A 21,116-nucleotide genomic window follows, 5' to 3' on the forward strand; every position below is an offset into this window, starting at 1 on the left:
TCTAATACTGAACATATGATATCACGCATTGAAGGCATGATTGTACTCAAGGGAAATCGGTTTCTTGTTATAGATGTGGGCGGCGTGGGGTATAAGGTGTTCGTAGCGCCCGAGACCCTTAGAGCCATTCCGTCAGATCAGGGTTCTATAGCATTGTGGACGCATACGCATGTGAAGGAAGATGTTTTGGATTTATACGGATTTCCAACTTTTGCTGAAATGAGTTTCTTTGAGACGCTCATTTCGGTTTCCGGCGTAGGACCGAAATCAGCGCTGGGTATTTTGGGTGTTGCTCCTCTCGATACCCTGAAGCGCGCAATAGCATCGGGAGAGACGATATATCTTACCAAGGTGTCCGGTATCGGTAAACGTGTGGCGGAAAAAATCATAGTGGAGTTACGAGATAAGCTAGGTGGAGACACGATGAGTGATGAGGTGCGTGAGACTATGCAGGGAGATGCCGATGTTATTGATGCTCTTCTTGCTATGGGATACGGTCAGCGAGAAGCACGCGAGGTTATTCAGAAAATTCCGGCAGACATTACGGAAACAAAAAAACGTCTCGCGGAAGCACTTAAAATTATGGGAAAAGGACAATAGTATTATGCAGGAACCGACAGAAACAATATTGCGTTTTTTCCGCCGCTTAATTCCGGAGCGGCTCTTTATTATATTTCAGCCGTACTACCATAAAATTCTTTCGGGCTTTGCTTCTATGCTTTATCGCCGACCGTCGAAGAATCTTATCGTTATAGGTGTTACCGGTACAAACGGAAAATCAACTACGGTAGAGTTTCTTTCCGAAATTCTTACGGAGGCTGGGTATCGTGTGGCGTCGACATCCTCTATTCGTTTTCGTATTCACGACCGTGAAAAAACAAATACAGCGAAGATGACTATGCCGGGGCGGTTTACATTACAAAAGTTTTTACGCAGTGCTGTGCGCGCCGGATGCACGCATGCGGTTCTTGAAGTAACATCCCAGGGTATACGGCAATTTCGGCATGCAAATATTGATTTTACTATAGCGGTTATTACAAATATAACCCCCGAACACATAGAATCACACGGATCTTTTGAAGAATACAGAAAAGCAAAGGCGGAGCTGTTTGCTTTGGCACCTATTCACGTTCTTAACAAAGACGATAAAGAGACGTACGATCATTTTTTGCGCATACCCGCTGATGAGCGGCATGTGTACAGTGTTCTGGATATTCCTAAAAAACTGCATCTGAAGATACCGGGTGAATTTAATAAAGAAAATGCGATGGCGGCCCTCACCGCGGCGCGTGTATTGGGTGTCGATGATAAAGTAAGTATGCGCGCCCTTTCACAAATAACATATATACCCGGGCGCCTGGAGATTATACAAGAAGAGCCGTTTGGTGTTGTAGTGGATTATGCTCATACGCCGGACGCACTGGAGAAGGTATACGAATCTTTTGATGTAGGCACGCATAAACTTATTTGCGTTCTAGGATCCACCGGTGGCGGGCGGGATACTTGGAAGCGTCCGGAACACGGACGCATTGCCGCGGAGCATTGCAATAGTATATTTCTTACCGATGAAGATTCTTATGACGAACCTCTGGATCATATTTTAAAAGATGTGGAAAGGGGTTTTTATAAAGCACCGTCCTTGCAGACAAAAAAACTTCATTATGAAAAAATTTCCGACAGAAAAAAAGCCATTGAAAAAGCCATTATGTCGGCACAAAAGGGAGATGTTGTTATTATTACGGGGAAAGGTTCCGAATCGGTTATGATGGGGCCGGACGGTACGCGCATTCCTCACGATGATAGGGAGGTGGTACGCACGATACTGGCACAAAGGAAAAAAAATCATGGAAATGGAAAAGGAGGTCTATCTCATACTGCATAATATCCGCAGTCTTCATAATGTAGGGTCCTTATTTCGAACAGCGGATGCGGCCGGCGTTGCGGGTATTATCCTTACGGGGTACACATCAAAGCCGATTAGTGCACTCGGATATGTTCGTCCGGAGATTGCAAAAACAGCGTTGGGAGCGGAGCATGTCGTATCATGGAAATACAAAAAAAGCATAAGAAATGTCGTATGCCAGTTAAAAAAAGAGGGCGTTTCCGTTGTGGCGCTTGAGCAGGGTGAACAAGCGGTCGATTATAGAGCATACGTGCCAGCATATCCCATGGCGCTTATTGTCGGTAATGAGGTGCGTGGTTTGTCAAAAGCATTACAGAAACAATGCGATACGGTTATTCACATTCCCATGCGGGGAGTAAAGGAGTCATTAAATGTTTCGGTGGCGGGAGGAATTGCTCTTTTTGAGCTAATGCGCTAAAGGTAATATATAGAACAACGTTGAAAACATATCTTGTTTTCCGTATATTGCATACCATATACTATATATCATGAATGAAATCGTACTTGATATCGAAACAAAAAAATCATTTCAGGAAGTGGGGGGAAAAAACAATATGCATCTCTTGGGCGTATCGGTCGTTGGCGTGTATCAGTATGCCGACGATTCATTTCGGGCGTATGAAGAAAAGGATTTTTCCGAACTTGAACAGGTCCTTAAAAACACATCGCGCGTTATAGGTTTTAACAGTAAATATTTTGATTTTCCTGTTTTACAACCACACATACAAATTGATTTAAAGTTGATTCCGCACCTTGATCTTATAGAGGCAACGCAAGATCACTTGGGTTTTCGCGTATCCCTCGATAATTTGGCAAAGATTAATTTAGGTGTGGGAAAAAGCGGGCATGGTTTGGATGCGATAACCTGGTGGCGGGAAGGGAACATAGAAGCCATTAAAAAATATTGCCTGGATGACGTTCGTATTACGCGTGATATTTATGAGTATGGAAAAAAACACGGTAAGGTGGCGGCGGAAACACGGACCGATCCGCGGGTAGATATACCGGTACATTGGGAAATCGCAAAAGACGACCCGCGATATGTACAGGGATCTCTCTTTTAATACATAAGAAAGTGAAAAAGAAATACCACCCCTCAAGGGCGGTATTTCTTTTGAATCTTAATAATGTATGGTGGGCGATCATCTTTTACCTAGAACTGAATTATTACCTAAATACCACGAAAAGTACAATTTAGTGTTGATTTGCAACGAAATTGATACATTAATTAAAAGAATTGCTTGCAGAAATTAATAGACAAACAAAAAAGCACCACCAAGGCGGTGGTGCTTTTTTTAGATGGCTATGACCCCAATAATATTCGTAAGTTTGCTGACATTGAGACCATAATGTTATCCATCATCTCATATGCATCTTCATTGGTAGAATATTTAATTTTTGCTTCTCCCATTGAATAAGCCAAGAATGATACTGCGTTTAGCAGGTCTTTATTATCCTTGTTTTCAAGGATAAAACGTCGGTAAAATGGATGGGCAATATTCCATAGAATAATTGTCTTTTTACCTTGTTTTTCTACGTCAAATATAATTCCCGCGCTTCCAAAATCATGTAATTCAAACTTTGCTATTTCAGGAAGAGATGGGCGTCCTCTGTGTTTATCTGTCTCCGGCGTTTTATTTTCTTCTTTCTCTCTTGCTTTTCGTGTTCTTTTTACAGGTATTTCCTTTTTTGCGTCAGACACATCAAGGAGTTTTCTGCTTTGAGCTATAGCTTTTTCAGCATCACTAAAGTTTAAATCTTCTGACTCTTCTACAGAATGGATTTTTCGGAAGCGGTTCCGAAGAGTATCGATTTGCGGCAATACATCATTTTTCAACTTGTCTAACACCGCTTGTGATGGTTTCACACCATGTTTGGAGTAATTAACACCCATAGCCTGATCTAATGTTCCCGGGAAGAATATCTCAACTCGTACTCGGTTTAGATCATTGTGTTTTGAGAAAATATTTAGCGTTTCCCCACCAGAGATTTGTCTATGGTTCCTAATTAGATAAAATCCTTGATTTGTTTGATTGAGTTTAAGTTTCCTGTTTATTGATTGGTCAAACATGGGAAGAACATGGATCTTAACAACTATTTCTTCTTCTCCAATGTTTGGAACTTTAATCGAAAACTTTTCACTACTGTAAAGTTCAGACCGTTTTTTATATTCATCCACCAAAATACCATCTTGCCACATGGGATCCACAATATCAACTTTAGAGTTGTTAACTGTAATAACTTTGCCCGCGCGGAGAAACTCTCTGAATACTTCACCAAAATACTTACTTACCCTGTCAGAAAGCTCATTAATATCCGTATAATTAACCTGATCACACTTTTCAATGATTAGTACCGTTCCGCATTTATCCAACCCATATCCTGCCGCAATACGCATATCCTCTTTGGATGATTTCTCCCTGTAAACCTTAAAGTCATTAACTTCCGCCATATAATCCAAATCCATAATACCGGTGAGCATATCTTGTCCTTCCTCTTTGGTGTATATAACAACCCTTCTTCCTATGGATATAGATGCGGTTACAAGCCCCATCCCAAACCTACCAAGGTCTGACTGGGTATCACGGGAAGTTAGAGATCCTAATTTTAGTGCTTGTTCTAATACATCTTCACTCATCCCGATCCCGTTGTCTGCAATAGATACCCGATAATCCTCCCTGTTTTTTTCAATTTTTATGTCTATAAGACTGGCGTCAGCATCAAGCGAATTATCTACCAAATCAGCTAAAGCGATGCTGTTATCATAGCCGCTAAATCGAAGGGACTCCATCAGTTTAGAGGCGTTAGGAGTATTATTCCTAGAGAAGTTTTTGTATTCCATTTTATTTGACCTCGATAGCTATTAACCACCAAGATCGGTTAATTTTAATAAACAAAAACAGACCACATAGAGCGTCTGTGTACGTTAAAAATATTATGGATCCATAAGCTTTTAGATTAGGCCTCGATAACGCCGTAGCGCCACCAAAACACTGCTTATAATTTAATATCTCCAGTATACATGATGAGATTTTTTTGTCAAGCGCATGTGATCATGTATAGTGAAGACATGTTTAGAAACGAGGAGAAATCTGAACACAAAGACCTGCCCACCACACTAGAGTCCTTGGACACGGGTGATGGGCTATACATTGCTATTGGTGATCCATTGCCCAACGGAGACGTAAAAGTAAACTACTTTTACAGCAATGAGATACCTAAACTGAAAGCAAAAGTTGGAAATACTGTGCGCCAAATGAAAATCTCGTATGACTCTGTTGCGTACGACAACAATCAGTTGCTACATCTTTTATTTGGAAAAACAAAAAAGTTTCGTGAACAAGTTAAAGAAAAAAACTAACCCGGATAATGTTTTTGTTGACAGCAAAGAACTTGTTGAGTTTCTTCATGGTGCCATTCGCGCCAAAGGAAGAACGACGCAACATACGCAATTTTCAGTAAGAGAAGCGATATTTCTATCCGAACTTATTTTACACAAACAAAACGATCTAGTCCTATTTGTAATTGCGGACTATATGGCTGATAACTACCACAGTAGAGTTTCTGTATTTGCAAATGGTGCTTCATTCAGACGATTGCAATTCTTCAAACAATTTCTTTTGCATAAAGGAAATGCTACTAAAGCGGCAATTGGTGCTGGCTACAGTCCAAAATCAGCCAAGCAACAGGGTCATAGATTACTTCGTTGGATACAAAATAATCAACACAAATCAGTATCTGGGTTTCCTCTATAAGTCATCAAAAGTAAGCATTTTACTCGAACCAATAGAAACTCTTGCCTAAAGTAAGCCGGATCCACTGATTTGCTATCAATGGCATATTTAGTGATTTTGTTCTTTGGCTTTACTCGAAAAAGTAATCCCTATCCCAAGCAACACGATGAATACACTCAATTGAACCAGCCCATGGAGCGAGAAAGCCTCAAAAATGAAATTAAGTATATAACCAAGATAAGGAATAAACACTGTCCAAGTTGGGGGAGTAGGGATCGCAAAACCAAACAAATCTCTTGCAAACGGCTCATCAGGTTCTTTAGAAACTATCATTGAAAAACTTATGAGGAAAACGATAGCAATCCCGATAAAAAAATTGCCAACAATTCTATTTAATTTTAACATATTTTCGCGTAGGTTTTAAGCTAATAATTGCTCACACAAAAAGTCCGCATAACACACATCGACAATTCTTTTCGGATACTGCGGGATATTCCAAAGAATAACTTATTGATTACATACTTTCAGGCATCACTACGATAACCACACAAGGCGCACAAATATGAGATAACCAAGCAGTAGAATTACCGTTATTGGTGTAAAAACCAACATCATTCGCCATTCTTTTTTATCTTTTGTTTTGTCTAAACGCATAAGCGATATTGTGCCGGTGGCAACAGCAAAGATCATAAATACGATGGTCAGATACAAAGACGCAACAAAAAGGTTCTCGGAAGCAAAGAACAGGAAATCATCCAAATCTTCATGCCTTTCTAACCAGTCTGACAAGTATTCATACCTGTATACAAAATCATATAACCAGTCAAACGACGACGGCAAAAATGTTCCTATCCCCACCCACAGTAATCCAATAACATACAGCACAATGAAAACGAGAGTAAGTTTTGAGTATTTATTTGTTGTTGAAAACATATTCATGGTTTATATTATTTTCCTCTAATAAACAAAGTTTTTATCCTATGGCGTAGTAGTATCAAGATCCCCAAAATTATGAAAACGAGCCTCAACAATGGTTCGTCAGTAATATCACCCCCTACTTTTCCAAGAAAAACGCCGGGAAGTAAACCAACTACTACCAGCAAATAACCAAACAAGTCCCATTCGGAGCGATTATTTTTTTTGTAATTTTCTAGCGACTCTTTGTCAGTTATTGTAGACTGAAAATAATCTTCTCGCGCTTTTCCTTTTAGAAAAGGTGGGATTGGCTTGCCTACCAACTTAAAGTTAGGTTTGTACAGCTCATCCTGCTTTTTTTCGTTTTGATTTTCCATGTTCGCGTAGGTTTTAACTATTAAAAGTTGGCCACAAAAAAGGCCGCACAACTCACACCGACAATTCCTTTCGGAATTGTCCAGCACCCTTTCGGGTACTGACCTACGCGAATAAGTGGCGGTCATGCGACCATCTTTATTCGCGTAGGATTTGATACCATACCTTTAGAAATCTAAAGGGTTAGGTTTGTAAGTATAATTATATAATCACAATTGTGATAAGGGAAGCTGATCTTCTTTCTTCAAGCTCATTTCTCTATAGATCTTCTTTAAGCTTTCCTTCGCATATCTTATAAAAGTATCATATTCTTCTTTTTGCCTATCAACTTCTTTCAAGAATGCCTCATACATTTTAAGAGACCCCGGCATGTTGTTATTCTTTTCGTACATTAAGCCTTGTACAAAAAGAAGCTCTTTTTTGCTTTGATATTTTTTATAGTATTCAGCTAAAAACACTAATACACTATTGAGCGTAAAATCCGTTACATATCCATCAAGTGCCTTCTTATACAAATTAAACGATCTTTCAAAATTGCCTTCAAGTAAAACAAGAAAGGCTTCGCTATATCTCCAAGCACTATCAGGTAAACTACTGTTCCTATTTTGTTTTTTAATTTGTTTAATAACTTTTTTTGACCCCAACACATCTCCTTTTTCAAAAAGGTATAAGGCTTTGCTTAAACGCGCTCCGTAATGATTTGGCAGTATTGCTAAAGCTTTTTCATTTAAATCAATGGCATTGTCCAAGTTACTTAAAAAATACTGCTGTGTTCCAAGAATACTATTTGTTTCTGCAAGCCAAAATGGAAGTCTCTGAAAAACCGGACTTAAATCTTTTCGTTTTTTCAGATCAGAATGTAGAATGTTATATAAATCACTGTGGAGCTTTTTATGTGTATTAAAATCACCACTCAAATGTGCGGCGATACCAATAACATAAAGTGCTATTTCTCTTATGTTTTGTGCAGTCACAGGAATAGCACCCAAAATATCCCTAGCTACGAAATCCCATTTCTTATCAATTAACGCCTCTGTGAAACTTTGAGCAACAACTTGTTGTTGTATTTTTTTCAACCGCCGATGTCTTACCATAAAACGAAGATCAAATCTATATTGATCTTCATAGTTCAAACTTTTGCCCCAAATTACAAATTGTCCCCGTGTTTTATTTGAAGCAATCTTTGCAGTGTCATCATCCACAACTTTCTTTGCATGGTAATCTTCTAATTCGATTAACTCAATAAAAGCACCACTCTCTATTCCCGATAATATGCTTTGGAAGTTGTCTATGACGTCTTGTTTCACCTTGCGAGCGTTTTCTGAATTGTCTCTAATTGCAATTACAATGCCGATGTTCTCCTTTTTTCTTTTGGGGTACCGAGTATTTACAAACCATATTATAAGAGAAAAAATTGCCAACAATAGAGCGCCAAATGTAACCATCTCCCATAGATTTTTTATGATTAGGTCGTCTGTTGAGTCTTTTAACACAAAAGATAGAAATTGCCTACCAGCATAGAACACTGCAAAAAAAATCACAACCCCAGTGTACTTTTCATACCAACTCTTCTGTATCCACTCAATTATGCTCTGAATATCTTTAAAACTCATTTGAAGTTATTTTAAGAAATGCTCTATATCAACCTTTCTATACCGTCTATCGCCGCGTGTACCATACCGTATTGCCCTTAAAATGCCTCTATTATCCCAGTTACGCAGGGTATTGGGGTGAACACTCAAAATCTCACTCACTTGCCTTAAAGAGAGTATTAGGGGCAAATCTTTGAAATTGTCTTGTTGTTTTTTCATACAAGATAACTTACCATAAGTTTACATTTCTTTTTAAGGAAATACAAGGCTTTATATACTAATATAGTATAGTTCTATACAAGATCTCTTATTTATACAAATAGATGCAAAAGGACGATACACAACAAGGAATACAGCGAGTGGCCATATACATAAGGGTATCCACCGAAGAACAGGTTGAAAAATATGGCCGCGATCTGCAAGAGTCAGCTATCAAAGCACTTATAGCTTCGAGAGGTCATCTTGATAATAAATTGGTTTTTGCGGGTGAAGATTATATCTATTTTGATGAGGGTATTAGTGGCACAATGCGAGTTGAAGAGCGTCCCGCATTCACGCGATTAAAAGAAGATATACTTAATTCCTTGCCGGAGAACAGACCGTTTGATGCTGTTGCTGTTTATAAAATAGACCGTTTTGCTCGAAGGTTAAAAATACTTTTAGAGATCATTGATTTTTTTGAATACAACAACATTAAGTTTTTGTCGGTCAACGAAAGTATCGACACATCAACACCTTTCGGTAAGGCAATGCTTGGTATTATTGGTGTCATTGCTGAACTAGAAATTGAAACCATTAAGCAACGCACACAAGCTGGACGGGATGAAGCAGCTAAAATTGGTGTTGTAATGGGTAATGCATCTTTGTTTGGTTTCAAGAAGACTCTTGAAAAAAGAGCAGAAATCTTTGAGCCAGAAGCTAAAATTGTGCGCTTAATTTTTGGTTGGTTTTTGCAAGAAAAACTTGCAGTTGGATTGATTGCAATCCGCCTTAAAGATATGAAATATCTATCACCAGAAGAGTCGGCAATCTATTACGGAAAACGTGGGGGTAAAAGCAAGAAAAAGAATAATCCATTCCATTGGACAGTTGGTGCGGTGCGAAGTATCCTTTCTGATGAAATATATGTGGGCGTTTATTACTACAACAAATCAAAAGGTCGTAAGCGATTACCAAAAGAACAATGGAAAAAATCCTCTTATGCCGTACCACAAATAATTGATAATCTTACTTTTGAAAAGGCGCGCAGGCGTTTAGAACAGAATAAACACGAACGCCCCGTTACACATTCAAATCACACATATCTTTTAAGTGGTTTGCTCACATGTGATGCATGTTATGAACCAAAACGAGATCATGCAACTGGTAGAAAGTATTGGGTTGGATCTCGAAAGAAAATAGATGGCAGTGGTACATATACACATGCCTATAATTGTGGGAGAAAAAATAGGAGTAAGTACGATATTGATGCCTTATGCACAACCCTGCCGTTACCTGCTAATGAGATAGAAAAATACATTGTAGCATTTACAAAAAATCTTCTAAAAAATCCAATTACTACATTTGAATACCAAAAAAGATTAGCATCTACACAAAAAGGTATTGAACATTTAGACAGACAAGAAAAGGAATATATTGAACTTATTGACGGGTTGCCGGGAAAAATGAGCAACCTCCGAGAACAACACGCTAACGGATTTATCAATATGGAGACACTAAAACAAGAAATGAATGAAGCGAATGGTGATTTAAAAAAATATAGACAAGAGTTGGATCTCATTCGGCAAAGAAGATCGGAAAGTTATCTCTCAAAAAACTACATAGAAAGCATCGGGTTGTTTTCAAAGCGATATAAAACTGCCCTCAACGATATTTTCGGAAATAGAGATGAGATATATCAGATCCTTCATGCACTAATAGAGGAAATTGTCGTTTACTCACGCCCACTTAAAAAACGAGATGTTGTTGCAGGAATAAAAAGAGAGAACCAGCTAATCCCGGATCGGTTACACATTAAACTAAAACTGCCCCAAGAGATACTTCAAGAGCTTTCGGTTCGTAGTGAAAAATCATCTCTGGTGGGTGATGTAGGACTCGAACCTACGGCCTTCTCGGGTCTTTTAACGTTACACTGGTGGGCGCACAAGGACTCGAACCTTGGACCTTCTCGGTGTAAACGAGACGCTCTAGCCAACTGAGCTATGCGCCCCCACCAGTGTAACGTTAAAAGTGTAAACGGTTTAAAGACACGGGGATGTCTTTAAACCTCTAGCCAACTGAGCTAATCACCCGGAAGATTATATTATAAAGTGTAAACGATTTAGAGGCATTGCCATGTCTCTAAACCTCCAGTCAACTAAGTTATACGCTCAAATTGTTCCTAATTTATACCGCAATAAGGATTTTTATGCAATAAACGGTAATTTAATTGAAGATAGTTTGCATATGTGCCGCGGGTCAGAATCGAACTGACGACACGAGGCTCTTCAGGCCACTGCTCTACCACTGAGCTACCGCGGCAATATGTATAAGATATAGCATGCTTTAATAAGAAAATCAAAAATATTTTATTGAATAGTACTATAATACCCGGCATATGCCGGGTATTATAGTACTATTCTTCTTTTGTTTTAACGCGCACCCGTTGAGTACCGGATCGCTTATTTAATTTAGGCAATTTTACGGTAAGAAGTCCATGTTTAAACGATGCCTCCGCATTATCGGAGTCAACTTCTTCGGGAAGGAGTATGGAGCGAGAAAATAGTCCCCAATAGAGTTCCTGATAGTAATGATCGTCGGATTTTGCCTCATCATGATGCGCGCGTTTTCCACGAATGGTTATCATGTCCTGCGTTATAGAAACATCCACGTCGTCAGGTTTTACGCCGGCCATGGGGGCCTGAATAACAATATGGGATGGTGTCTGATATACATCCACCGTAAGCTGTCCCTCATGATCCTCTACTTCCTCAAGCCATTCTTTATTACCGTCATTATCATCATCGCCATTGTCTTCAATGGCAATAGTAGTGCTTGCAACACCTGCTTGAGGAGATTCATCGGTATCGTCTTCTTCTTTCGATTCGGTATGTTCGTCATGTACTCCCGTCAATTTTTCAAAAAATGAACGATCGTCGTTAGACATACATATTAAAGGTTATTTGTAACACGTTGAAATTTTCTTAGCTTCTTAACTTTATCAAAAGCAAAAATAAGAACAACGCCGGTAAGAACGAGAACTCCCAGGGTCTGGCTTATGCCATCACTTGAAATATCCTCGGACATTACCAGTACGTTAAATATAGCATGAAGGATGGTGGCAAGTACAAGCCCCCACCATGTGTAACTTTTCCGGTGTTCCGGGGTATAAAATGAAAGCGCTATCATATAGCCCACGATACCGGAACTTACGGCATGCAGGAGTGTGGCGCCCAAAAAACGAAGATTTCCTACAATAAGTCCTTCAAAAACACTTGCACCGAATGCCGGAAGAAGAAAGAGCATGTTTTCAAAGGCGGCAAATCCGAGAGATACGGTAATAAGGTAGATCATGGCATCCACAGGTTCATCAAAATCGCGTCCTTTCAAAACGAGTTTTTTTGCACTTTTATATTTTACATATTCTTCTGTGGCGGCAAATGTGACGATAAGAAATAAATTGGCTATAGATGCAAATGCCGCAAGGGGAGGGTGATTTATTGCACACAAGGTAGATTCGTTTGGCGGAAAAAATAAAAATGCGTTTATGCAATAAAAAAACGATTCCGCAAATAAAGCAAAAGGGATGGCGATACCGCCGGCAAGGAATGCCTTAAATATAAGCCGCTTTGGTTCGGGATGAATATCTTCTCTTAACCAGAAGAAAAGCCAAACAAGAGCAGGAATAAGACCGCCTAAAACAGCATACAAAAGTTGTGTGCCAAAAGATGTCATAGTGTATGTCTTGGAAAAGATAGGCAAAAATAAATATTTTTTGGCATTATCTTATGGATTATAGAGCATGCTTTCAAGAAGGCCATGTTTCTACTAACAAGAGTTCTTTGTCTTTTTTTGGCATGTAGCGCCAAATGGCTTCCGTTACAAACGGAATAAAGGGATGAAGGAGCTTTAAGAGAGTTTCAAGGATTTCATGAAGCACCCAAATCGCGGCGTCTCTGTCCTTCGATTGTTTCTTGGCAAGGCGCGGCTTCGATTCTTCTATAATCGTATCAGCAAACGTATGCCAGAAATAGTGATAAAGCTTTTCGGCGGCAAGATATAATTTATACGATTCAATATCCGATGTTATCTCCCGAGCAAAAACATGCAACTCTTCCAGTATCCTTTCATCCTCTTTTGTAAGAGGGGGTTTTTCCGAAAGATTGGTATCATGAATATTCGAGAGGACAAAACGGCTTGCATTCCATATTTTATTGGCAAAATTGCGATATCCGCGAATCTTATCTTCCGACATTTTGAGATCATTTCCGGGACCATTTCCTATGATAAGAGAAAGACGCGTTGCATCAGCGCCGTATAGGGTAGCCATATCAAGCGGATCAATGCTGTTTCCCAGAGATTTGGACATTTTACGTCCCGTGCTATCCCGCACAAGACCATGGAAATATACCGTATGAAATGGAATGGTTCCCGTATGAAAACCGCTCATTAAAATCATGCGGGCAACCCAGAAGAAAATAATGTCATATCCGGTTTCAAGAACATTGGTGGGGTGATATATCTGAAAATCACTCGTATCTTCCGGCCATCCGAGTGTGGAAAATGTCCAAAGACCCGACGAAAACCAGGTATCTAGCGTATCGGGATCCTGGTGAACTGTTCCTTTGCAGTGGGGACATGCGGTAATTTCCTCAATACTTACAATTGGTTCCGCGCAAAGAGGACTTATTTTTTTATCAGAACCGGAATATTCGCAGTACCACACCGGAATTCTGTGTCCGAACCAAATTTGCCGGCTAATACACCAGTCACGAAGATTATTGATCCAGTTAAAATATATTTTTTCAAACCGATCCGGCACAAGCGCTATTTCCTTGCTTTCAACGGTAGTTTGCATTATTTTTTTCAGTGACGTTTCCGTGCCGGCAGGAATGTTCCGCATGGTTGAATGTTCATGCTTAAACGGCGCGTTTACATCGACAAACCATTGTTCCATAATTTGCGGCTCAATCGTGCCGCCTCCACGACTATTTATGGCAATGCGGTGCTGATAAGTTTCATCTATTTTTTTCACCAACCCTTTTTCTTTCAGTTTTTCAATAATTTTTTCGCGCGCCGGTATAATTTTCATACCCGCAAACTCTTCACCGGCACCGGGAAGTAGTTTTCCGTAATAATCAATAATCTGCTCCTTATCTAAGTTGTGTCGCTCGGCAATATCAAAATCGGTTGCATCGTGCCAAGGAGTAATGGTCATAACACCGGTCCCGAATTCTCTATCAATTGCCGTATCTTTAATGATAGTCGCGGTAATGGGACCGTTAATCCATTCAAGATTAATTTTCTGTCCGTCTTTATATTCTGCGTACCGTTCATCATCCGGATGCATGACAACATACTTATCGCCAAACTTTGTTTCCGGGCGCGCGGTTCCTATAACAAATGGACCGTATTTCAGATAATAAAACGGCGCCGCCTCATCTTTATAATCAAGCTCATCATCAGAAACCGTGCTTTGCATTTTCGGATCCCAGTTTACTATTCGATGTCCGCGGTAAATAAGTCCGGCATCATACATGCGCTTGAATGCCGTGCGCACGGCATATGAGCGTTTCTCATCGAGCGTATATGCCTCGCGCGACCAGTCCAAAGAAAACCCCATTTTTTTAAGCTGGTTTACGATAGTGTCATGGCTATCCTTTGCAAATGTTTCCACGCGCCGCAAAAATTCTTCGCGACCCAAATCGTGCCGGTTCTTTTTTTCTTTCTTGTATATTTCCCGCTCTACTTTTTCCTGCGTGGCAATGGCGGCGTGATCCGTTCCCGGCAACCATAATGCTTTTTTACCCCGCATACGCCAAAATCGTACAAGAATATCTTGTACGGTATACATCGCATGTCCCAGGTGAAGTGTTCCCGTTACATTTGGAGGAGGAAGAATAATGGTATAGGGTTCTGTTCGTTCACCCGGTAGGTTGTCCGGATTAAAAAATCCCGATTCCACCCATTGATTATATATAACTTCCTCTGTTTCCCTGGGATTATACGGTTTTTCAAAATCCGATAGATTATAAGACATAACGCTATACTAGCACTGCTTTTACCGTATCTACAACCGCATCCGCGCTTCCGGCCGAAGAGTTTTCCATATGCTTGTCGTGGCGTCCGCGCGGTGGATATAAGAAGCAATCGCTATCATGAGTGCGTTATCGCCCGTTAGGCGGGTGGACGGCAAAAAACAGGCGGTATCAGGAGGAAGTTGGTTGTTAATTTCTGCGCCTAATTGTCTGCGCAACTGGTCATTGGCGGCAACTCCGCCGCCGAGCAGAATTGCCCGGGCGCCATGCTTCTTTGCCGCCCTCATTGTTTTTGTAACGAGAACTTCCGTAACCGCATCCTGAAATTCCTTTGCAATAAAAGGACGCATCTGCTCAAGGGAAACATGTTCTTTTTTAAGTTTTTCGGTTAAATACAACACAGCCGTTTTAATGCCCGAAAACGAAAAATCAAAATCTCCGGAATGAAGCATGGGTCGCGGTAGTACAATTTCAAAATTTTTTTCTTTTTCATCCGTTTTTTGCCGTGTTTTCGCCAAATGAGAAATAGCGGGACCGCCCGGATATCCAAGTTCAAGCAAGCGTGCCACCTTATCAAACGCCTCACCGGCGGCATCATCCCGCGTGGCGCCAATAATTTCATATTGCATCCCTTTTTTTATGAGAATCAGCTCGGTATGTCCGCCGCTTACTAGCAGTGCAAGTGCGGGATAAGGTACGGTACATAATGCGTATGTTTCGTTTTCTTCGTCCGTTATCTGTTTTAAAACCGCCGAAATTATATGTCCCTCCATATGATTAACGCCCAAAAGGGGAATATTCCATATATATGAAAGCGCACGCGCCATATTAACACCCGTCCAAAGTGCCGGTTCCAGTCCCGGTCCTTGGGTTACGGCAATAAGGTTAATTGCCGGTACGGGAAGAGGAGTAATTTCCTTTTTACATCTTTCCAAAAGATATGTTTCGCGTTCAAAAATAGAATCTAGAACGCTAAGATCTGATTTTTTTGATCCGGATTTTTTATTCTCCACACCCGATTTACCAAGAACCTGAAGAAGAAGGGGAATAAGGTTTTTCTCATGTTCTCGTTTTGCCATATTCGGCACAACGCCTCCCCATACATTGTGTAATGCGGCCTGGGAGGAGGTTATGTGGGAGCGCACGGAAAAAACGGGCGTTTCACCATCATTATTCACATCAACAAGAGCAATGGATGTTTCATCGCACGATGTTTCTATGGAGAGAATATGCATGGACATACGGTACTATTAATGTGTGTGTTTGTAAATTGACCCGTTATTCGTGCTCGTTTATTATAAAGAGATAGAAAGCATACATACATATCCGGTCGATATATAGTTATTATGTACTAAATATCCATTATGAATATATTACAATATGGTTTTACCTTAGTTACGGTTTTCGCACTCTCTTTTGCGGGACCGATGGCAGTTTTAGCGGAGGACACTCCTACCAATTCTTCGGATTTGCAAATGATGCAGGAGGAAGGATTAAAGGATAACCTTACGGCAAAAGAACGTGAAGAGATGTTGCGGCTCAAGCGAGAAAACCAGCTTACGGATTTGGAAAAAAGACGTGATGCATTGCAGATGCGGGCAGATATGCAAAGAGAGCACAGTGAAGAAATAAAAGAGAATCGTCCGGGAATAATGATGGATCGGGAAGAGTTTTCAGGAGAAAATGGAGAGGGTCGGATGGATGAAATGATGGAACGGCGGTCGTTGGAGATAAATGCGCGTATGGAAGAACGCAGGCGTGAGGTCGATGAGAAACGTGACGAAATGAAACAACAGATCGAAAAAAGAAAGGAGGAATTACGAACAAGATGGGAAGAGCATAAGACAAAGCTTAACGAAGAGCGTAAGGAGCGTATTCGAAATCATGCGGAAAAAATTATAGATCGTGTACAGGCCGCCATTAACCGGCTCACTCATCTTGCTGAAAAATTTACCGCGCGCCTGGCTTTATTGGAAAGCAACGGCCGCGATGTAAGCGTAGCACGTGAGTATATTGCGACGGCACATGCGGCAATTGCCAGCGCGCAGACATCTTTAGATGATGCTAAAGGTGCACTGCGTAGTGCGGTGGACGCGGAGAATCCTGCTGATGCTATCGGAAACGCTCGAGCATTATTTGAAGACGTAAAAGCATTCCTTCGCGAGGCCCATATCGCTCTCAAGGATGCGGTGGTATCGGTGCAAGACGGGAATAGTGATGCCGACGACAACATAGATGATGAGTCGGACGATGAAGATGATAATGGTGATGATGATATTAATTAACAATAGAATATGAATAAAAACCTCATAATTCTCATCATCGTGGCGGCCATTATTTTGGGAGGTGTATATTATTTCGCGAATAATGATAATGACAGCGGAGCCCTTCCGCCGGAAGTTATTGAGCAGGTAAGTTCAGACACTACACTGAAGGTTATCGACGAAGAGCTTAATAATACGGATATAGACACCCTGGACCAGGAATTTGCCGATATCGATGAAGAACTTGAAGCCGCGCTCACCGAACTGAACACCGTTCAGTGAGGAAGTGCAACACAAAAAAACTCCACCCATGGGTGGAGTTTTTCTTTATGTTATTTAGATACTAATGTGCCGGTGCCGGTGTTGGAATGGGAACATCTGCCGGGGATGTGTTTTTCGCACGTTTTAAAAAGAACGTAAGTACCGGCGGCGTAAAGAGAGTGGTAAGAATAACCATAATGACAATAATGGAAAAGAGTTCTTCCGATACCACACCCAGAGATCGTCCAATTGTAGCAAAGATAAGTCCCACTTCGCCTCTGGGTACCATGCCCCAACCTACAATGGATTTACTTACATTTCCGGCAACAAGTCCGGCAACAACCTTTCCAATAAATGCCACAACCGTAACGCCAAGAGCCACAAGAAGAAGAGGGCCGTCCGCGAGTGTTGCTAAATTAACGCCCATCCCCGTTACAACGAAGAAAATAGGAACAAGAAACAATCCAACCGGTTCAATAATGTCCTCAACATGTTTGTGCGCATGGGATTCAATAACTTGTTCAATACGGTTCCGACACACTTTATCCATATCGTCACTAATACATTCTCCGATATCATCAACAATTTTTGGATTCTTAAAGTACCGAAAGTGCACGGGATCAAGTACCAGACCGGCGGCAAACGCACCCACGATGGGAGCAAGTCCGATTTGTTCAGCCACAAAGGCAAGGATAAGTCCGGATGATATGGCAAGAGTAAATTTCGTTCCGGTACCGGTATGGATATGGGAAAATAGACGCCCCAGGTAATCAGCCACGAATCGTCCGGCAACAATAGCACCCGCAAGAAACAGAAATGCCTTTGCGACAATCCATCCAACCGCGCCAAACGAAACGGCACCCAATGTAACCATTGCGGATACAACCGCAAGAATAATAAGGCCAAGCACGTCATCAATAACGGCGGCTCCCAGTACGATTTGTGCCTCCTTCATTTGCAGTTTTCCCAGATCACGAAATACACGCGCGGTAATACCAACCGATGTGGCCGTCATGGCCGCGCCGAGAAATAAATACGCACTGGAGGAGAGTCCCGGAAGTAATACGGGGCCTACGATATACGCTCCCAGTATAAAAGGAACAACAACACCCACAATAGCCACTAAAAATGCGCTTCCTCCAACGGTGCGCATTTTCTGAATATTCGATTCAAGGCCAATCTGAAAGAGAAGAATAACAACACCAAGTTCTGCTAAAAACTGGATAATGGCATTGTCTTTAATGGGTTCAAGCGTATGAATGCCGATAAGAGCCAGGTTTCCCAGTACAATTCCGATAACCAACTCGCCTAAAACCGATGGTTGACCAAAACGTTCCACCAGACTGGAGAATTTTGCCGCCAGTAAAATAACGGCAATCCAAAGAAATGTCACAGCAACGTTGGCATGAGATCCCGCTTCTTCCGCCATCACACCGCCCTCGTTTGCGTAAGCGAAAGAAAGTCCCGCGACGAGGGTAATAATGGCAATAATAGCAACAAGATATTTCTTCAAAAATTGCATAGGATTATATATTATAATAAACAATAAAAAACACCCACTTACCATACTTGTACACTAAAAAATACACAGGTATGCGAAGGCGTAGAAAGACTATGGAATTAAAACGTCACGGCAGCATATGAATAACATATGCATATGCTATCGTGATATTTTAATAGCGAGTAATGAATATAACTGGTAATTCAGGGAGCCCCCTACGCCATAAATATTTCCTCCGTCAATGTACTACCGATAGTATAGTCCTAAGAAAAAATAATGCAATAGGAGTACGGGTGTGGATATGTTTCGGGGTAATTACCTGGATGTGGATACCGATACCTGCCTGTTTTGTTAAAATGGAGAGTATGAAAAATCATTTTTAATGCAGGGAACAATTATGACTTATGTGTGGCGGTCCCACGGGGAATCGAACCCCGATTTCCAGGATGAAAACCTGGCGTCCTAACCGTTAGACGATGGGACCGTGTGTCTTAATTAATTTGTGCAAACACTCTATTGTTAATACCGTTTTTTCTTATTACGATTCATCGTCGTGCCTTTATGAAAAGACGGATTTCCAGGATGTTCCCGATTTACTCAAATCTGTGATTTGATTGTAAATCGCAATCCCGAGGGGAAAACCTGGCGTCCTAACCGTTAGACGATGGGACCGTGTTTTGTGATATCATATGAATACCACACATTTGCCCTATATTCAATAATATGTTCTTTATAAATGATTATGCTTGGGCGTATAGCTCAGTTGGTTAGAGCGCTACATTGACATTGTAGAGGTCAGAGGTTCGAGTCCTCTTACGCCCACCATGCCGCCCATAATTTACGAAGACGATGACATTCTTGTGATAAACAAGCCGGCAGGCGTACCGGTGCATTCGGACGAGCATTATAACAAGGGAACTATATTAGACGATGTACGAAAGCAGTACCCCGAAGCGGAGCTTGCACATCGGTTGGACAAAGACACGTCCGGCGTTCTTCTTATCGCGAAAAATAAAAAAGTACATGAATTTCTAAAAAAGCAGTTTCAGGAGCGAACCATTAAAAAAACCTACATAGCGCTTGTGGTAGGCCGGATGACACAGAGCGAAGGGGTAATAAATCTGCCCATAACGCGCTCGAAAAAGGATTTCAGAAAACGTGTAGCAACACCGCGTCCGGATGAAAAAGCCCGAGAAGCAATTACGGAATATGAAGTACTAAAACGCTATGAGGAGTTTACCCTGTTAAAAGTATTTCCGCATACGGGCCGTACGCATCAAATTCGTTCCCATTTATCTTCTCTCGGAACTCCTGTTACGTGTGATAATTTGTATGGCGGGAAGCGGTTTGTGTGTCCCGAAGGGCTTACGCATCATTTTCTTCACGCCGAAGAACTGGAGTTTGTAGTACCTGGCGGAAAGACAGTACACGCAAGCGCGCCTTTACCGGCGGATCTCCATACCGTTCTTCTGCACCTGGCTATATTGCCAAGTACATAATTTTCTGCTATAACACCATGGTAGTTTATAGAGAAATATTTTATCCATGCAAGGAAGCATAATAGCATCACCCGTTCCGGTAGCGGAGCGAAAAAACCTTGATATGCGTCCCGGGGACACAGTTCGTGTTCACCAGCGCATTACGGAAGGAGACAAAACTCGAACACAGATATTCGAGGGTCTTGTTATTGCGCGCAAGCACGGCACCGAGGCGGGGGCAACGTTTACTGTGCGCAAGATAGCGCAGGGCGTTGGTGTGGAGCGTATTTTTCCTCTGTATTCTCCCAATATTGAGAAAATCGAAATTGTAAAGCGATCCCGCGTACGGCGCGCAAAACTCTACTATGTACGCGAAAAAGCGGCGAAAGAACTTCGCCGCCGCCAGAAACGTCTTGATGTGGACAATCTTGGCCGCGTAGGATTTGATGCGCCACCGGAAGAACAACCGGTACCGGATATATCTCCGGCAGATGAAAAAGAAATACCGAAGGAAACGGAAGAAAACGTAACAGCAGAAACGGTTCAGACAGAGAAACAAAACGAGGTACCGGAAGAGAAAAAGGAAGATTCAAAACAAGAATAACAAAAAAGAACCGCACAGTGGCGGTTCTTTTAATGCATATATCTTTCTGTTACAATGCGGATACAAAAATATTTTGCGCGGGTGGCGGAATCGGTAGACGCGTCAGCTTGAGGGGCTGGTGGGGCTTAGCCCCGTGGAGGTTCAAATCCTCTCCCGCGCACACATACAAAAAGCGCCGCAACAGGCGCTTTTTATATGTGTGTCTCTATTGTACCAAGTTAAAACCTATTTCAAAAACCGGTAATGTGCCACG

The 21,116-nt window shown here is 41.4% G+C and carries 20 protein-coding genes, 5 tRNA genes and 1 pseudogene; 12 read left to right on the forward strand and 14 right to left on the reverse strand.

Features of this window, described 5'->3' with window-relative positions:
* Positions 1-15 precede the first annotated feature (15 nt).
* The 4 genes from ruvA to COU90_04025 all read left to right on the forward strand — a co-directional run bounded on the left by ruvA (position 16) and on the right by COU90_04025 (position 2,967).
* On the forward strand, positions 16-600 hold the full coding sequence (gene ruvA / locus COU90_04010; GenBank protein ID PJE64236.1) for a Holliday junction branch migration protein RuvA: 585 nt from the start codon (positions 16-18) through the stop codon (positions 598-600).
* Entirely contained in the window at positions 473-1,882 is a 1,410-nt protein-coding gene (locus tag COU90_04015) for a hypothetical protein (GenBank protein ID PJE64237.1), read from the forward strand. The genes ruvA and COU90_04015 overlap by 128 nt, the downstream gene beginning before the upstream one ends.
* A complete protein-coding gene (locus COU90_04020) occupies positions 1,797-2,321 on the forward strand; it encodes an RNA methyltransferase (GenBank protein PJE64238.1) in 525 nt (174 codons plus the stop codon). The genes COU90_04015 and COU90_04020 overlap by 86 nt, the downstream gene beginning before the upstream one ends.
* A 70-nt stretch (positions 2,322-2,391) precedes the next feature.
* Entirely contained in the window at positions 2,392-2,967 is a 576-nt protein-coding gene (locus tag COU90_04025) for a hypothetical protein (GenBank protein ID PJE64239.1), read from the forward strand.
* A 239-nt stretch (positions 2,968-3,206) separates the two neighbouring features.
* Here the strand turns inward: COU90_04025 and COU90_04030 are convergent, their stop codons facing one another.
* Positions 3,207-4,745 (reverse strand): hypothetical protein, encoded by a 1,539-nt coding sequence (locus COU90_04030; protein PJE64240.1) that lies wholly within the window; start codon positions 4,743-4,745, stop codon positions 3,207-3,209.
* A gap of 427 nt (positions 4,746-5,172) precedes the next feature.
* Between COU90_04030 and COU90_04035 the strand changes: the two genes are divergently transcribed.
* Positions 5,173-5,658, forward strand: a complete 486-nt coding sequence (locus tag COU90_04035) for a hypothetical protein (protein PJE64241.1) — start codon at positions 5,173-5,175, stop codon at positions 5,656-5,658.
* Positions 5,659-5,745: 87 nt separating this feature from the next.
* Here the strand turns inward: COU90_04035 and COU90_04040 are convergent, their stop codons facing one another.
* The 5 genes from COU90_04040 to COU90_04060 form a co-directional block, all read right to left on the reverse strand.
* Positions 5,746-6,042, reverse strand: a complete 297-nt coding sequence (locus COU90_04040) for a hypothetical protein (GenBank protein ID PJE64242.1) — start codon at positions 6,040-6,042, stop codon at positions 5,746-5,748.
* A 129-nt stretch (positions 6,043-6,171) separates the two neighbouring features.
* On the reverse strand, positions 6,172-6,570 hold the full coding sequence (locus COU90_04045) for a hypothetical protein (GenBank protein PJE64243.1): 399 nt from the start codon (positions 6,568-6,570) through the stop codon (positions 6,172-6,174).
* A gap of 14 nt (positions 6,571-6,584) precedes the next feature.
* A complete protein-coding gene (locus tag COU90_04050; GenBank protein ID PJE64244.1) occupies positions 6,585-6,929 on the reverse strand; it encodes a hypothetical protein in 345 nt (114 codons plus the stop codon).
* A 207-nt stretch (positions 6,930-7,136) separates the two neighbouring features.
* A complete protein-coding gene (locus COU90_04055; GenBank protein PJE64245.1) occupies positions 7,137-8,540 on the reverse strand; it encodes a hypothetical protein in 1,404 nt (467 codons plus the stop codon).
* Between the two features lie 6 nt (positions 8,541-8,546).
* Positions 8,547-8,738: a DNA-binding protein gene (locus COU90_04060; GenBank protein PJE64246.1), complete on the reverse strand. Its 192-nt coding sequence runs from the start codon at positions 8,736-8,738 to the stop codon at positions 8,547-8,549.
* Between the two features lie 104 nt (positions 8,739-8,842).
* Here COU90_04060 and COU90_04065 point away from each other — a divergent pair.
* Positions 8,843-9,361, forward strand: a pseudogene (locus COU90_04065) (hypothetical protein).
* Positions 9,362-10,651: 1,290 nt separating this feature from the next.
* On the opposite strand, the gene COU90_04070 reads toward COU90_04065, so the two are convergent.
* The 6 genes from COU90_04070 to COU90_04095 form a co-directional block, all read right to left on the reverse strand.
* Positions 10,652-10,728, reverse strand: a tRNA-Val gene (locus COU90_04070).
* Positions 10,729-10,967: 239 nt separating this feature from the next.
* Positions 10,968-11,039: transfer RNA gene (locus COU90_04075), tRNA-Phe, on the reverse strand.
* Between the two features lie 94 nt (positions 11,040-11,133).
* A complete protein-coding gene (locus tag COU90_04080; protein PJE64247.1) occupies positions 11,134-11,664 on the reverse strand; it encodes a hypothetical protein in 531 nt (176 codons plus the stop codon).
* Positions 11,665-11,669: 5 nt separating this feature from the next.
* Positions 11,670-12,452 (reverse strand): hypothetical protein, encoded by a 783-nt coding sequence (locus COU90_04085; protein ID PJE64248.1) that lies wholly within the window; start codon positions 12,450-12,452, stop codon positions 11,670-11,672.
* 73 nt (positions 12,453-12,525) lie between these two features.
* Positions 12,526-14,757, reverse strand: coding sequence for a valine--tRNA ligase (locus tag COU90_04090; protein PJE64249.1), 2,232 nt, complete (start codon positions 14,755-14,757; stop codon positions 12,526-12,528).
* Between the two features lie 30 nt (positions 14,758-14,787).
* On the reverse strand, positions 14,788-15,996 hold the full coding sequence (locus COU90_04095) for a tRNA (adenosine(37)-N6)-threonylcarbamoyltransferase complex transferase subunit TsaD (protein PJE64250.1): 1,209 nt from the start codon (positions 15,994-15,996) through the stop codon (positions 14,788-14,790).
* A gap of 123 nt (positions 15,997-16,119) precedes the next feature.
* Here COU90_04095 and COU90_04100 point away from each other — a divergent pair, with 123 nt between their 5' ends.
* Both COU90_04100 and COU90_04105 read left to right on the forward strand, forming a co-directional pair.
* Positions 16,120-17,040, forward strand: coding sequence for a hypothetical protein (locus COU90_04100; protein PJE64251.1), 921 nt, complete (start codon positions 16,120-16,122; stop codon positions 17,038-17,040).
* A 9-nt stretch (positions 17,041-17,049) separates the two neighbouring features.
* Positions 17,050-17,301, forward strand: coding sequence for a hypothetical protein (locus COU90_04105; protein ID PJE64252.1), 252 nt, complete (start codon positions 17,050-17,052; stop codon positions 17,299-17,301).
* Between the two features lie 61 nt (positions 17,302-17,362).
* Here the strand turns inward: COU90_04105 and COU90_04110 are convergent, their stop codons facing one another.
* Positions 17,363-18,709: a cation:proton antiporter gene (locus COU90_04110; GenBank protein PJE64258.1), complete on the reverse strand. Its 1,347-nt coding sequence runs from the start codon at positions 18,707-18,709 to the stop codon at positions 17,363-17,365.
* Between the two features lie 481 nt (positions 18,710-19,190).
* Positions 19,191-19,265 (reverse strand) — tRNA-Glu (locus tag COU90_04115).
* A 264-nt stretch (positions 19,266-19,529) separates the two neighbouring features.
* On the opposite strand from COU90_04115, the gene COU90_04120 reads away from it, so the two are divergent.
* The 4 genes from COU90_04120 to COU90_04135 all read left to right on the forward strand — a co-directional run bounded on the left by COU90_04120 (position 19,530) and on the right by COU90_04135 (position 21,023).
* A tRNA-Val gene (locus COU90_04120) sits at positions 19,530-19,606 on the forward strand.
* The gene (locus tag COU90_04125) at positions 19,606-20,280 is read left to right on the forward strand and encodes an RluA family pseudouridine synthase (protein ID PJE64253.1); all 675 of its coding nucleotides are present in this window, start codon (positions 19,606-19,608) and stop codon (positions 20,278-20,280) included. Before COU90_04120 ends, COU90_04125 begins: the two co-directional genes overlap by 1 nt.
* A gap of 46 nt (positions 20,281-20,326) precedes the next feature.
* The gene (locus tag COU90_04130; protein ID PJE64254.1) at positions 20,327-20,863 is read left to right on the forward strand and encodes a 50S ribosomal protein L19; all 537 of its coding nucleotides are present in this window, start codon (positions 20,327-20,329) and stop codon (positions 20,861-20,863) included.
* A 75-nt stretch (positions 20,864-20,938) separates the two neighbouring features.
* A tRNA-Leu gene (locus COU90_04135) sits at positions 20,939-21,023 on the forward strand.
* The last annotated feature ends 93 nt before the right edge of the window (positions 21,024-21,116 follow it).

It is taken from the genome of Candidatus Ryanbacteria bacterium CG10_big_fil_rev_8_21_14_0_10_43_42, assembly GCA_002793915.1.
Taxonomy (GTDB): domain Bacteria; phylum Patescibacteriota; class Minisyncoccia; order Ryanbacterales; family 2-02-FULL-48-12; genus 1-14-0-10-43-42.